We start from the raw sequence: 13,595 nt of genomic DNA, 5'->3' as shown, positions 1-13,595 counted from the left end.
ATTAAATTTTGCTTGTAATATGTTCGATCATTATCTCAATGAGTCGGGGTAGAGCATAGTTGTCGATGTCTGATTCTAGAATCCAGACGTAATCATTAGGTAGTGTAGGTTTTGTTGTCGTTTCTAATAAATAGAAGTCGGCAAAGAGTACGCGATGGGTAAGCACGTGCTTAACGCCTTTTTTAACAAGACGTAGCGAATAGTGATGAGAGAATTGCGAGAGCTGTTGCTCATCGACAAGCAGAGGTTCCCACAGTCCTTGCCAAATGTCGCCAGGACCACGACGATGGATGGCTGTTTCGCCATTACATTTTATATATATGTACGAAAGGTGGCGCTCGGTTACCTTGAGCGTTTTGAGTTTCACGGGGAGTTCTGCCACACGGTTTTCGCGGAAAGCGATGCAGGATTCGATGAGCGGACAGAACATGCAGTTGGGCGAGGCTGGGGTGCATTGGATGGCACCGAAGTCCATGATGGCCTGATTGTATTGCGAGGAAGGAGGAAGGACAACGGAGGATGGAGATTGGCCAGCAGGGAGTAATTCCTGGGCCATGGCGGCGAAGAGTTTTTTGCCCTCGGTGGTGTTGATGGGGGTATCGATGCCGAAGTGGCGGGCGAGCACACGATAAACGTTGCCATCGACCACTGCTGCAGGGATGCCAAAGGCAAAGCTGGCGATGGCCGCGGCGGTGTAATCACCCACGCCTTTCAGCTTCTTGATGTCCTCTAACGTATCAGGGAAATGCCCCATGGCCACAATCTGCTTAGCGGCAAAGTGCAGGTTGCGGGCACGACTGTAGTAACCCAGCCCCTGCCACTCGCGTAGCACCTCATCCTCGGTAGCCGACGCGAGTGCCTCTACGGTGGACCAGCGGTGCATAAAGCGGGTCCAGTAGTCCCAGCCCTGTTTTACTTGCGTTTGCTGTAGGATGATTTCTGAGAGCCATATGGCGTATGGATCGTGAGTTTGCCGCCAGGGCAAATCACGACCATATTCCTGATACCATTTTAGTAGTGTAGTAGAAAAATCCGCGTTCATTTACATCACACCTTGGTCGCCAAGATACGAATCCTTGAATCCTAAGAAATAGAGTACGCCATCAAGTCCGATGGTGTTAATGCTCTGTTCGGCATTGGCCACCACACGGGGCTTGGCGTGGAAAGCGATACCCAAACCAGCCTCAGAGATCATTGGCAGGTCGTTGGCACCATCGCCCACGGCAATGGTCTGTGCCAGGTTCACCTTCTCAACCTGGGCGATCAACTTCAGAAGTTCGGCCTTGCGATGGCCATCTACTATCTCGCCCACATAACGACCTGTGAGCTTCCCGTCGGGGCCAATCTCCAGTTCGTTAGCATATACATAATCGATGCCATAACGGCGCTGCAGGTATTCGCCAAAGTAAGTGAATCCTCCTGAGAGAATGGCAATCTTATATCCATAACGCTTCAGGGTGGTCATCAGGCGATCAACACCCTCGGTGATAGGCAGTTTTTCGGCTATCTCCTGCATCACGCTTACGTCGAGACCCTTAAGCAGACTGACACGACGGGTGAAACTCTCCTTAAAATCGATCTCGCCACGCATGGCACTCTCGGTGATGGCGCGTACCTGTGCACCTACGCCATTGCGCTCGGCCAGCTCGTCGATACACTCGGTCTGAATCAGTGTAGAGTCCATATCGAAACAGATTAGACGGCGCATGCGACGGAACATATCATCGAGCTGGAACGAGAAGTCGATCTCCATCTCGCTCGACAGCTTCATCAGTTTCGACTGCATTTCCTGACGGTCCTTGGGCTCGCCACGCAGCGAGAACTCGATACAGGCACGGGTGTGCTTGGCGGGGTTCTTGATGCTCTTACGTCCGGTGAGACGGATGATGGAGTCGATATTCAATCCCTGCTCGGCAATCACCGAGGTAGCGGCCTCAATCTGACGTGCCTCTAACTGGCGACCCATCACGGTGAGAATGTAACGGTTTTTACCCTGATGACCTACCCAGTCCTCATACTCATTGTCGCTAATAGGCGAGAAACCTATCTGCACACCCAACTCGGTGGCCTTGAAAAGCAACTCCTTCATCACCTGACCCGAGTTGGTCTCGTCCATACGGATGAGGATACCCAACGACAGGGTAGAGTGAATATCGGCCTGGCCGATGTCGAGAATCTGTGCATCGTATTTTGCGAGGATGCCCATCACTGAGGCGGTAAGGCCTGGGCGATCCTGACCTGTAATTCTTACTAGTATCTGCTCTTTCTTCATGATAATCGTTAATCTTTTAATGTTTAATCTTTAATTTTTAATGTTTCATGTTTAATGTCATTTGCACATCGCTGTGCATACTTTATCCTGAAAGTTACGTCCTTGATCGTTCTTCATAACGCCTTGATTGATGATGGCAAATGCCAACACGTGGTTGTTGGTGGCTACGGCATAGCCTGCCAACGATGATATGCCGGTGAGGGTACCCGTTTTGGCACGCACGCTGATTTGTGCGGGGGTATCCTTCATGCGTTTCTTGAGTGTGCCATCCTCGCCAGCTACGGGTAACGATACGTACAGGTAGCGATAGATGCTGGGGTGGCGATAGGCATAAACCAGCAGTTTGGTAAGCAACTCGGCGGTTACGTAGTTGTAAAGCGAGAGTCCACTACCATCGGCTATCTTATAATGCGAACCTGTGATGCCGGCCTTATGCAGGGTGCGCTTGATGGCGTTGCGGGCATGCGACGACTTGGCTGGGCGTGCACCTGTTGCAGCACCAATCTGATAGAATACCGACTCGGCATAAAGGTTGTTGCTATCCTTCATCATCGGTATGAGTACATCCTCTAACGAGTGGCTACGCTGGCACAGCAGAACGGCATCCTTGGGCAGGGCTGCATATTCGGCAGGGCCATCGGGGAAGATGCTGTCCTTGTCGAGCTGTTGTGCGAACTGACTGATGAAATCGTCCTTGTCATTGATGAGCAGTGAGCTGAGCGATGGGTTATCATCATCCCAACACCAGCCTTCGCCAAGCAGGTCCTGATCCTTAAAGGTATTTACATCTACCAGTTTGCCTTTCACCGTGTGGATGCCTAATGCCTTAACACTGGCCGAGAAAGCCTTCATATCGGTAGTGTCGAACAAGGGGTCCATACCGCCTACGCAATACAGATCGCCTACCAATACGCTATCAACCACCTCGCCTGTGTAGTAAAGTGAGGTGCGGAACTTGTGCTTAATGCCTAACTGATCGAGTGCGGTGATGGCTGTGAGCAGCTTCATGGTTGAAGCCGGGCGTAGTATCTGTTTGGCACCATAGGTGTAAAGGGTTGAGTCGGCAGTGATGTCGTACACCATCAGACCCAGTTGGGTATAGTCGAACATGCGGTCGTTGGTAAGCGTGTCTAACCGGGCCTGCAGGTTCTGTGGCCAGGGCAGTTCAACGATGGTATCTGTGGCGCAGGTATCTACTACGAGTGTATCGACCGTTTGCGCCTGCAAACTGCCTACCGTACCTGCCAATAAGAGTGAAAAAATCCAATTCCTTATATTCTGCTTCATTTTAAATTTCTACCTAATCAATTGCGCTGGTAAGTTGATACCAGTTTGCGTATCGCTTTATCCAGCGATTCTGAGGGTTCTATAATGTTGTAGTTGTTCCAGTATTCTGGATCCATAAAATATTCTACCTTGTCGTAATAGGCATCGTGCGAGTCGAACGAGTTGCGACTGACGATGGGCTGTACACCTTCGGACTGGCTATCGGTAACGGCCATCTCGCAGGTGGCGGTAAACGATGTGCTGAACAGACGTTTCTTCCAGTCGCAGTTGAACTTAAAGGTGTTACGCAGATAGCTGATGCGGGTAACACCGTCGGTATAGCGATAATCGACTACACACGACAGCTCGCGTGGCTTGAATTTTACACCGAACGGCTTGCGTACCAGCATGGTGCGGGTGGCTTTCTCCTTGTCGCTCATGTCGAGACTGAGCTCGATACGGGTAAATGCCAGACGCTCGTTGTCGATATACAGTTTGCCGTGATACAGCGCGTACTCCTTTGGGAAGAGAGGCTCCATCAGAACCACCATCTGCAGGCGGTCGTTGATCATCTCGGGGGTGCCCCAGCTGTAGCTGTAGGCATCCATGTCCTCCTGGTTGAGTAGTAACTCGCTGTTCTTAACCACATCGAGCTGTACAGGTAGCACTGGTCCGCCCATGACCTTTAAACCCAAGGTGTCGCCCTGTTTCTGACTGAGCAGTCGGCGACCTTTGATGATAGCCACTCTATCGCGGCCTATACCGCGTGTGTAACTGGTCTTGTACATGTCCTCCACACCCTCGGCCACGTAGATGAAGTGCTTGCGCTTCATGGCTGTTTCGCGATAGAACGCCTTGAGCAGCTCGGGCTGGCGACTGTAGTTCTCGGGAATCTTCTTGATGGCGATGTCTACTATGTCGCGTGGGTTACCAGTACGTATCACCACCTCGCGCAGTAGTATGGCGGTGGGTTGAAGTTTTATCTTCAGATTCTCGGTCTCGCCTGCGCGCAATGCCACTTTCTTGGTTTTGTAACCTAGGTGCGATACCGTGATGTTTGCGGGCTTATCGCCCAGTTTTAGAAGGAAGGCACCATCCTCATTAGTGACCACTGAGATGCGGCCTGCTGAAACACTTACCTGGGGCAATGGGCGCCCAGATTTCTCGTCGATAACGGTTCCACCTACAGTAGTCTGTTGTGCCAGTGCCACCATCGGAACCATCAGCATGATAATAAGCGCTAGTTGTTTCATTGTTGTAATTATTGAGGATTATACTGCGCAAAGATACAAAAAAAATGATAAGATGCAAAGAATATTGGAAATTTTAAGTAATTTTGCAGCAGATTTGTGACAAAATATAACATCAGCACATGGTATACAAATATGATTTCCTGGTGATAGGAGCTGGCGTGGCCGGTATGAGCTACGCACTGAAGGTGGCTCGCGCCAACAAGGGTAGGGTGTGTATGATATGCAAGACTTCGCTCGACGAGGCCAACACATCGTTTGCCCAGGGGGGCGTGGCATCGGTTACCAATCTCGAACTGGATAACTTCGAGAAACACATAGAAGACACGATGATTGCGGGCGACTACATCAGCGACCCCAAAGCCGTAGAACAAGTAGTAAGAATGGCGCCCGAACAGATTAAAGAACTGGTAAACTGGGGCGTGAACTTTGATAAGAACCACGATGGCAAATTTGATTTGCATCGCGAGGGCGGACACTCTGAGTTCCGTATTCTGCACCACAAGGATGACACGGGTGCCGAGATACAGCGCGGACTGATGGAGGCTGTGCGCAACAATCCCAATATCGACATTAAGGAGAACCACTTTGCCGTGGAGATTATTACCCAGCACCACTTGGGTGCCAGAATTACACGTCGTTCGCCATATATTAACTGCTATGGTGCCTACGTGCTGAATCCTGATACCCAGAAGGTGGATACCTATCTGGCTAAGATGACTGTGATGTGTACCGGTGGTTGCGGTGCTGTGTATCTGACCACTTCGAACCCTGTGATTGCTACTGGCGACGGTATCGCTATGGTGTATCGTGCTAAGGGTACGGTGGCTGATATGGAGTTCGTACAATTCCACCCCACCGTACTGCATAACCCTAACGAAACGCATCCCGCCTTCCTGATTACCGAGGCTATGCGTGGTTACGGTGGCATACTGAAGTTGCCTAATGGCGAGACGTTTATGGAGAAGTACGACGAGCGCCTGTCGCTGGCTCCACGTGATATTGTGGCACGTGCCATCGATAAGGAGATGAAGATTCACGGTCTGGATCACGTATGTCTGGATGTAACCCATAAGGATCCTGCTGAGACACGTAAGCATTTCCCCAATATCTACCAGAAGTGCCTGTCGATGGGTATCGATATCACTACCGATTACATCCCCGTTCGTCCTGCCGCCCACTATATGTGTGGTGGCATCAAGGTGGACCTGAACGGACAGACCAGCATTGAACAGCTGTATGCCCTTGGTGAGTGCTCGTGCACTGGTTTGCATGGTGGTAACCGCTTGGCCAGCAACTCGCTGATTGAGGCTGTGGTTTATGCCGAGACTGCCGCAAAGCACTCGCTGGAGCATGTGGATTTCTACGACTTCAACGAGAAGGTGCCTGAGTGGAACGACGAGGGTACGCTGACCAACGAGGAGAAGGTGCTGATTACCCAGAGCGTAAAGGAGGTAAACCTGATTATGTCGAACTACGTAGGTATTGTGCGTAGCGACCTGCGTTTGCACCGTGCCTGGGACCGCTTGGATATGCTTTACGAGGAGACCGAGCGCCTGTTTAAGCGCGTAAAGGCCTCGAAGGATATCTGCGAACTGCGTAACATGATTAACGTGGGCTATCTGATTACACGTTGGGCATTGGAACGCAAGGAGTGTCGCGGTTTGCACTATACGACTGATTATCCTGTGCACGCTTACGATAAGTAGGATGATTGACAGACAAACGATAGACAAGATACTGGACGCCACGAATATCGTTGACGTGGTGGGCGAGTTTGTAACGCTACGAAAATCGGGTGTTAACTATAAAGGCTTGTGCCCGTTCCACGACGATAAAACGCCATCGTTCATGGTGTCGCCTACCAAGCAGATATGCAAGTGCTTCTCGTGTGGTGAGGGCGGAACGGCCATCAACTTCCTGATGAAGCACGAGCAGATTACCTATCCCGAGGCTCTGCGCTGGTTGGCCAAGAAATACAATATCGAGATACAGGAAAAGGAACTGACCGAAGAGGAGAAACGTGAGCAGAGCGACCGCGAGTCGATGTTCATTGTTAACGAGTGGGCCATGAACTACTTTAAGGACGTGCTGAATAACGATCCCGACGGTGTGGCCATCGGTCGCCAGTACTTCCGTAGTCGTGGTATCCGCGATGATATTGTGGAGAAGTTTAACCTGGGTTTCTCACTCTCAAAGCGCGATGCGCTTGATATAGCCGCTAAGAAAGCGGGTTATCAGGAGGAGTTCCTGATTAAGACGGGTTTGTGTATCAAAGGCGAGAAGGGTGTGTACGATCGCTATGCGGGTCGTGTTATCTTCCCCTGGTTCAACGTAAGTGGAAAGGTGGTGGCCTTTGGTGGACGACTGTTGGATGCGCGTACCAAGGGTGTGCAACAGAAATACGTGAACTCGCCCGACTCGGAAATCTACCACAAGGAGCGCGAGCTGTATGGTCTGTACCAAGGTAAGAAAGCTATAGCCAAGGAAGACTGCGTGTATATGGTTGAGGGCTATACCGATGTGATTGCCATGCACCAGTGCGGACTGGAGAATGTAGTGGCCAACTCGGGTACGGCACTTTCGAAACACCAGATAAAACTGCTGCGCCGATTTACGCCTAACATCATCCTGCTGTATGATGGCGACGAGGCCGGTATCCATGCCGCCATGCGAGGAACAGATATGCTGTTGGCCGAGGGCATGAAAGTAAAAGTGCTGTTACTGCCCGATGGCGACGACCCGGATTCGTTCTCACGTAAGCATACCGCTCAGGAGTTCAAGGCGTATATCGAAGAGCATGCCGAGGACTTTATCTCGTTCAAAACCAAACTGACGGTTGAGAACGTGAGCGACCCCGTGAAGCGTTCGGAGGCTATCGGTGGTATTGTGAAGAGTATCTCGGTGGTGGATGATAACCTGTTGCGCGATGAGTATCTGACCCAGTTGTCGCGCCGATTAGGCATCAAGGAGGAAACCCTGCTCCAATCGATGAACGGCATGATTAGTCGCGATCGCGAGGAGAAGGAAAAGGAATACAATCGCGAGCAGGCACAGAACGCCATCCAACAGGAGCGCGAGGCGCAGGGCAAGCCCATGGCTATCGGTCTGCATACCATCAGCGACCAGATTCAGCAAGTAGAGGACCTGTTGATAAAAACCATTGTTCGCGATGGCGAGAAGATTATCTACGAAAACCTTCAGACCGAAGACGGACAAACCATCAACCTCTCGGTAGCACAGTTTATCAGCTACGATATGGGTGAGGACGGACTGAGCTTCAGTAAGCCTGTGTACAACAAGATTCTGCAAGAGGTGGTGGCTCATTGCGGCGAAGAAGGTTTTAAGGCCGAGGAATACCTGATGCGCCATACCGATTACGAAATCAGTTCGATAGCGGCCAGCATGGCTGTGGATTCGTATCAGCTGGGTAAGGGATTCCAACTGAAAGAACGTGAGGGCGGCTTGCGGGCGCACGTTGAGCATATTGTGCTCGACTTCCGTTATTACTGTCTGGGTGCCAAGGTGAAGGAACTGTTGGCCTCGATCAAGAAAGGCGAGGGCGATGTGATGGCAACGATGGCTGAGTATCAACATGTTGACTTGATATATAAGGAAGTGGCAAAGAAATTAGGACGATGAGTTGGCTGAATATCATATTCATAGTGTACCAGATCATTGCTATCATGGCGGTGGTACACGTGATTATGGACAACCGTCAACCTGCTAAGACGATGGCTTGGGCGCTGGTGATTTATTTTGTGCCAGTGGTGGGCATCGTCTTTTATTTGTTTTTTGGCATTAACCATCGCAAAGAACGCTATGTGAGCGAACGTTCGATGAATCAGCTTACCAAGCGCTCAATGCTGGAGTTTGCTGAGCAACAGAACCTGCGACTGCCCGAGCGCCACAAACCATTGATCGACTTGTTTATTAACCAGAACCTGTCGCTGCCTTTTAAGGATAACCTGGTGGATATCTGTACCGACGGCTATCAGTTTATTGCCGAATTGATGGAAGATTTCGGCAAGGCCAAGGACCACATACATTTGGATATGTATATCTTTGCCGACGATGCCTTGGGCATGTTGGTGGCCGATGCCTTGATTGACAAGGCCCGTGAGGGGGTTGAGGTAAAGGTGATTTACGATGATGTGGGTTGTTGGAATGTGCACCATCGCTTTTTTGAGCGGATGCGTGAGGCGGGTATCGAGGTTCGTTCGTTTATGCCTGTGCGATTCCCATCGTTTACCAGTAAGGTGAACTATCGCAACCACCGCAAGATTATTGTGATTGATGGTTTGGTGGGCTATATCGGTGGTATGAATATTGCCCAGCGCTACGTAAAAGGTACTGGCGATATGCCTTGGCGCGACACCATGCTGAGGGTTAGCGGAGGTGGTGTGCATGCCTTACAGCGTGCGTTCCTGGTTGACTGGTATTTTGTGGATCGTACCCTGTTGTCGGATAAAAAGTACTATCCACGATGCGAGGATATCAACAATAACTGTCTGGCACAGGTGGTTACCAGCGGTCCTACCACGCCTTACCCCGAGATTATGCAGGGGTATGTGCGTATTATCCTTGGTGCCAAGCGTTATCTGTATCTCGAAACACCTTATTTTCTTCCTAACGATTCGGTGCTGTTTGCTCTTAAGACAGCCGCTTTGGGTGGTGTGGATGTGCGAGTGATTTGTCCGCGTCGCAGCGATGCCAAGTTTGTGGAGTGGGCCAGCAGGAGCTATCTGCGCGAGGTACTTGAGGCAGGTGTACAGGTAAGTTTGTACGAGGCTGGTTTCCTGCACTCAAAAATGCTGGTGTGCGATGATGCGATCACCACCTGTGGCTCGACCAATCTCGACTTCCGTAGTTTTGAGAATAATTTCGAGGCCAACATCTTCTTCTTCGACGAAGGTGTGGCTATGCGAATGAAAACCATTTTTTTACGTGACCTTGAGCAGAGTGTACTGCTGAAGGACCTGAAGAAACGCATGCGTAACAATTTCCTGGTACGCCTGTGGGAGAGTGTTACAAGGATGCTGTCGCCTCTTTTCTGAAAATCGAAAAGTTTACGCTACCATAGCTGCGATGCTCTACAAAGTGTGGGGCGTTAGAAAAATCGTTCTCCTTACCATGTTCGAACACCAGGATTCCGCCATCCTTCAACATGTTCTTCTCGAAAATCAGTCCAGGGATGGTGGGCAGTTCCTTGAGGGCGTAAGGGGGATCGGCAAAAATAAAGTCGAACTGCTGTTTGCACGATTTGATATAGCGGAACACATCGCCGCGCAAGGGTAGGCAAACGTTGGTATCAAGCTTTTTCAGACATTCGGTAATAAACTTGTGGTGGTCGCGGTCCATCTCAACGCTTACCACATGTTCGCAACCACGCGATACCAGTTCGAGCGAGATACTACCAGTACCCGAAAACAGGTCGAGGGCGTTGATACCTTCGAAATCGATATAGCTGTTCAGCACATTAAAAATGTTCTCCTTGGCAAAATCGGTGGTAGGGCGTGCCTTGAACGAGCGGGGAATATCAAAATGTCGCCCCTTATAGATACCTGTAATAATTCTCATCGTCCGCGTGATATAAAGGTTATTAAATCGTAGGGCATGCCCTTGATGCTGGTGGCTGGCGAATCGGGGAATTCGGCCGTAGCATTAATTAGGTAGGCGTTGTGCAGGAATCGCTTTAACTCCTGTAGCAACCACTCTTCGTCGGGTATGTTGCCTAAGATATGCAGTTCGTCGTGCTCAGGCTCCAGTCGCAGTTGCTTCCACACATACATCAGATAGTAAAGAGCATCGTGTGCATGGGCGGCATCAAACGTGTTGCAGAACTTAAATCGGTTCTGCTGGAAACTGAAGATATGAAGCTTCTTGCTGTTGAAGTAGCCATACAGCTTGTTGCGATGACCGGTAAAGCTACGCTGATGGAGTTGGCGCCAAACAGGTGTAAGGGCATGCACAAAGTTATAGCCACTCTCAAAACGGTCCTTGATAACCGTATCCAGATTCTTGTTGATGGCGAAGACGCAAACGGCCTTCAGGTCGGGCAATACATTGTACAGTATCACACGCTTTTCCTGACCAGGAGGGTACGAATACGAAAAGAGCGCTTCCATGTCGTTCTCGTCGAACTGTTCGATGGGTACCAGCAACGAAGGGGTATCTACCATGATAAAAACCTTGGCAGTATCCTCATCTACATAGTCGCCTGTCTTGAATGCCTCGCGCAGATTGGCCGACATCGAGATACCGCCACGAACCACGTACGGACGATAGTCGATGGGGTGCACGGTGTTGGCAACATCGAGTGCGGTGAATGAGAGCGTGTTGCGCCCTATGCGTATGATTGTTGTCTTCGCGTCCATCTACTTCACGTTCATCACACTGGCCACGCACAGCGCAAGCAAGCACGCAGCTATCACAGCCAGCACAATATTCACTAATTTGTTGTTGATATGCATATCTGGGTGCAAAATTAATAAAAATTCGTGTAATTCGTGTAATTCGTGCCTAAAAAAGTGTAACTTTGTGGCCGAAATGATTAGCGACGAGTTTAAATTCCGCATTCGGGAGGCTATGGGCATGGTGCCTACGGCCGAACAAGAGCACGCCATCGACGTGTTCTCGCTCTTTATGACCGACCGCGACGACCACGTGGCGATGATTCTGCGTGGTTCGGCAGGTACGGGTAAAACAACCTTGGCGGGTGCCATCGTAAGGGCGATGAACGTGTTGAAACAGAAGATGATTCTGCTGGCCCCAACAGGCCGTGCAGCAAAGGTGTTTGCACTCAATGCTGGTCATCCGGCTTACACCATCCATCGTCGCATCTATCGACAGAAGAGTGCAGGTGATATCTCGGCTTTTAATCTGAATTTTAACAATAACCGCGATACCTTGTTTATGATTGATGAGGCCTCGATGATTGCCAACCAAGGCTATGGTGAGAGTGCGTTTGGCAGTGGTTGCTTGCTCGACGACCTGATGCAGTTTGTGTATAATGGTCAGAATTGTCGTATGGTGCTGGTAGGCGATAAGGCCCAGTTGCCACCTGTGGGCGAGGATGAGAGTCCGGCGCTGATGAGCGATGTGCTGCGTGCCTACGGTATGAAGGTGTACGAGTGCGACCTGAATCAGGTGTTGCGCCAAAGTGAAGATTCTGGTATTTTGTGGAATGCTACCCGCATCAGAACGCTGATTGACGATTGGGTTCTGCCCAAAATCCGATTCCAGAGCTTTGCTGATATCGTGCGTGTGCCAGGCGATGAACTGATAGAATCGTTGGCCACGAGCTATAGTCGAGTGGGGATGGACGAGACGATGGTGATTACCCGTAGTAACAAGCGCGCTAACATCTACAATCAGGGTATCCGTAACATGGTGCTGGATCGCGAAGACGAACTGTGTCGTGGCGACCAACTGATGATTGTGAAGAATAATTATTACTGGACTGAACAATCCAAGGAAATATCGTTCCTTGCCAACGGCGATATCGCTGTGGTGCAGCGTGTGCGTAATGTACAAGAACTGTTCGGGTTCCGCTTTGCCGATGTGACGATGACGCTACCCGATTACGATGGCTACGAACTTACGGCTACCGTTATCCTCGATTCGCTGACTACCGAATCGCCAGCTCTCTCGCGTGAACAGCAGGAACAACTGTACAATGCGGTGATGGAGGATTATGCCGATATCCCCCTGAAGGCCGACCGCATCAAGCAACTGAAGAAAGATAAATACTTTAATGCCCTGCAAATCAAGTTTGCCTATGCCGTTACCTGTCATAAGGCGCAGGGCGGACAATGGGCGCATGTGTATATCGACCAAGGTTATATGACGGACGATATGTTGTCGCCCGACTATATCCACTGGCTTTACACCGCTTTTACACGTGCTACCGAAAAACTGTTTTTGGTAAACTGGCCTACCACTCAGATTGAGGAGAGTACAAACGTAACATGACAACCTGGTAGATTCTTTTCTGCCAGATCCAGCATGCCACCTTGTTGTATCATCATTCGTCGGCTTAACGACAAGCCGATACCGCTACCTGTGCGCTTGGTGGTAAAGAAAGGCACAAACAGCGACTGGCGGTTTTCGGCTGGGATAGGACTGCCATCGTTGCCGATAAGAATGGTTTTGGGTGATGGATTTTGGGTGCAGGTGAGTTCAATGATAATCTTGGTGGCTTCGGCTTCGATGGCGTTCTTGATAAGGTTCATCAATATCTGGCGCAGCATGCCCTTATCGGCTTTTAAGATGGTGTTGGCGGGCACATCGATGGTCCAAGCCAATTGCTGATAGGTTTTGCAGAGCTCGTCGAGCATAGGGCGCAGGGGCACTTCGGAAAGGACAGGCTTCTCGAGTTCCGACATCTTACGATAGTTGGTTACAAAATCGCTCAGATGGCGCGAGGTGTCGTAGATGGCCTTGATACCATCTTCTAATAAGGTTCCCTTTACATCGGGACGACTCAGCAACGACTGAGTGATGCTGGTGATAGGTGCAGTGGCGTTCATCATCTCGTGGGTAAGTACGCGGGTTAATCGCTCCCACGATTCTACCTCGTTCTTATTCATCTGTTGACGGATATTCTCGCCCAGCTCGTTGAGCGCCTCCTGCATGGCACGCTCGCCTGGTAACAGATTGTTGGTGGGTAGGCGGAACGAGAAGTCCTGATTACGAATGGCCTCCTTCATGATGTGGGCTCGCAATCGCAACTTATGCTGGTGGTGCACAATACCAACCACCAACACAACCAATACTACACCTATAATAATACACAAGGTAACCAT

Annotated in this window: 11 protein-coding genes; 4 read left to right on the top strand and 7 right to left on the bottom strand. The window is 50.3% G+C overall.

Annotation, left to right across the window (positions count from 1 at the left end):
• Position 1 precedes the first annotated feature (1 nt).
• Genes mutY through BLU97_RS12365 form a run of 4 tightly spaced genes read right to left on the bottom strand, consistent with a single transcriptional unit; the run spans position 2 to position 4,791 of the window.
• Positions 2-1,042 (bottom strand): A/G-specific adenine glycosylase, encoded by a 1,041-nt coding sequence (gene mutY / locus BLU97_RS12380; RefSeq protein ID WP_074761866.1) that lies wholly within the window; start codon positions 1,040-1,042, stop codon positions 2-4.
• Positions 1,043-2,272 (bottom strand): phosphoserine phosphatase SerB, encoded by a 1,230-nt coding sequence (gene serB, locus BLU97_RS12375; RefSeq protein ID WP_033149564.1) that lies wholly within the window; start codon positions 2,270-2,272, stop codon positions 1,043-1,045.
• 57 nt (positions 2,273-2,329) lie between these two features.
• Complete coding sequence (dacB, locus tag BLU97_RS12370; protein ID WP_074761865.1) at positions 2,330-3,559, bottom strand: D-alanyl-D-alanine carboxypeptidase/D-alanyl-D-alanine-endopeptidase; 1,230 nt, start codon at positions 3,557-3,559, stop codon at positions 2,330-2,332.
• A gap of 17 nt (positions 3,560-3,576) precedes the next feature.
• The gene (locus BLU97_RS12365; RefSeq protein WP_074761864.1) at positions 3,577-4,791 is read right to left on the bottom strand and encodes a carboxypeptidase-like regulatory domain-containing protein; all 1,215 of its coding nucleotides are present in this window, start codon (positions 4,789-4,791) and stop codon (positions 3,577-3,579) included.
• 119 nt (positions 4,792-4,910) lie between these two features.
• On the opposite strand from BLU97_RS12365, the gene nadB reads away from it, so the two are divergent.
• The 3 genes from nadB to cls are packed head-to-tail and all read left to right on the top strand — an operon-like array spanning position 4,911 to position 9,845.
• Positions 4,911-6,497, top strand: a complete 1,587-nt coding sequence (gene nadB, locus BLU97_RS12360; RefSeq protein ID WP_013063265.1) for an L-aspartate oxidase — start codon at positions 4,911-4,913, stop codon at positions 6,495-6,497.
• 1 nt (position 6,498) lies between these two features.
• Positions 6,499-8,430 carry a DNA primase gene (gene dnaG / locus BLU97_RS12355; RefSeq protein ID WP_074761863.1) on the top strand — a complete coding sequence of 644 codons (1,932 nt, stop codon included), beginning with the start codon at positions 6,499-6,501 and terminating at the stop codon, positions 8,428-8,430.
• The gene (gene cls, locus BLU97_RS12350; protein ID WP_074761862.1) at positions 8,427-9,845 is read left to right on the top strand and encodes a cardiolipin synthase; all 1,419 of its coding nucleotides are present in this window, start codon (positions 8,427-8,429) and stop codon (positions 9,843-9,845) included. The genes dnaG and cls overlap by 4 nt, the downstream gene beginning before the upstream one ends.
• Here the strand turns inward: cls and BLU97_RS12345 are convergent.
• The gene (locus BLU97_RS12345) at positions 9,817-10,368 is read right to left on the bottom strand and encodes an RsmD family RNA methyltransferase (protein WP_074761861.1); all 552 of its coding nucleotides are present in this window, start codon (positions 10,366-10,368) and stop codon (positions 9,817-9,819) included. The two genes, cls and BLU97_RS12345, sit on opposite strands and share 29 nt — an antisense overlap.
• On the bottom strand, positions 10,365-11,165 hold the full coding sequence (locus BLU97_RS12340) for a DUF3822 family protein (protein WP_074761860.1): 801 nt from the start codon (positions 11,163-11,165) through the stop codon (positions 10,365-10,367). Before BLU97_RS12340 ends, BLU97_RS12345 begins: the two co-directional genes overlap by 4 nt.
• Before the next feature lie 172 nt (positions 11,166-11,337).
• On the opposite strand from BLU97_RS12340, the gene BLU97_RS12335 reads away from it, so the two are divergent.
• Positions 11,338-12,762 carry an ATP-dependent RecD-like DNA helicase gene (locus BLU97_RS12335; protein WP_074761859.1) on the top strand — a complete coding sequence of 475 codons (1,425 nt, stop codon included), beginning with the start codon at positions 11,338-11,340 and terminating at the stop codon, positions 12,760-12,762.
• Here BLU97_RS12335 and BLU97_RS12330 read toward each other — a convergent pair.
• Positions 12,732-13,595, bottom strand: coding sequence for a sensor histidine kinase (locus BLU97_RS12330; protein ID WP_074761858.1), 864 nt, complete (start codon positions 13,593-13,595; stop codon positions 12,732-12,734). The genes BLU97_RS12335 and BLU97_RS12330 overlap by 31 nt on opposite strands.

This window comes from Xylanibacter ruminicola (genome assembly GCF_900107775.1).
Taxonomy (GTDB): Bacteria; Bacteroidota; Bacteroidia; order Bacteroidales; family Bacteroidaceae; genus Prevotella; species Prevotella ruminicola_C.
Note: the sequence above shows the minus strand (reverse complement) of the source record. Positions and strands in the feature narration are given on the sequence as shown.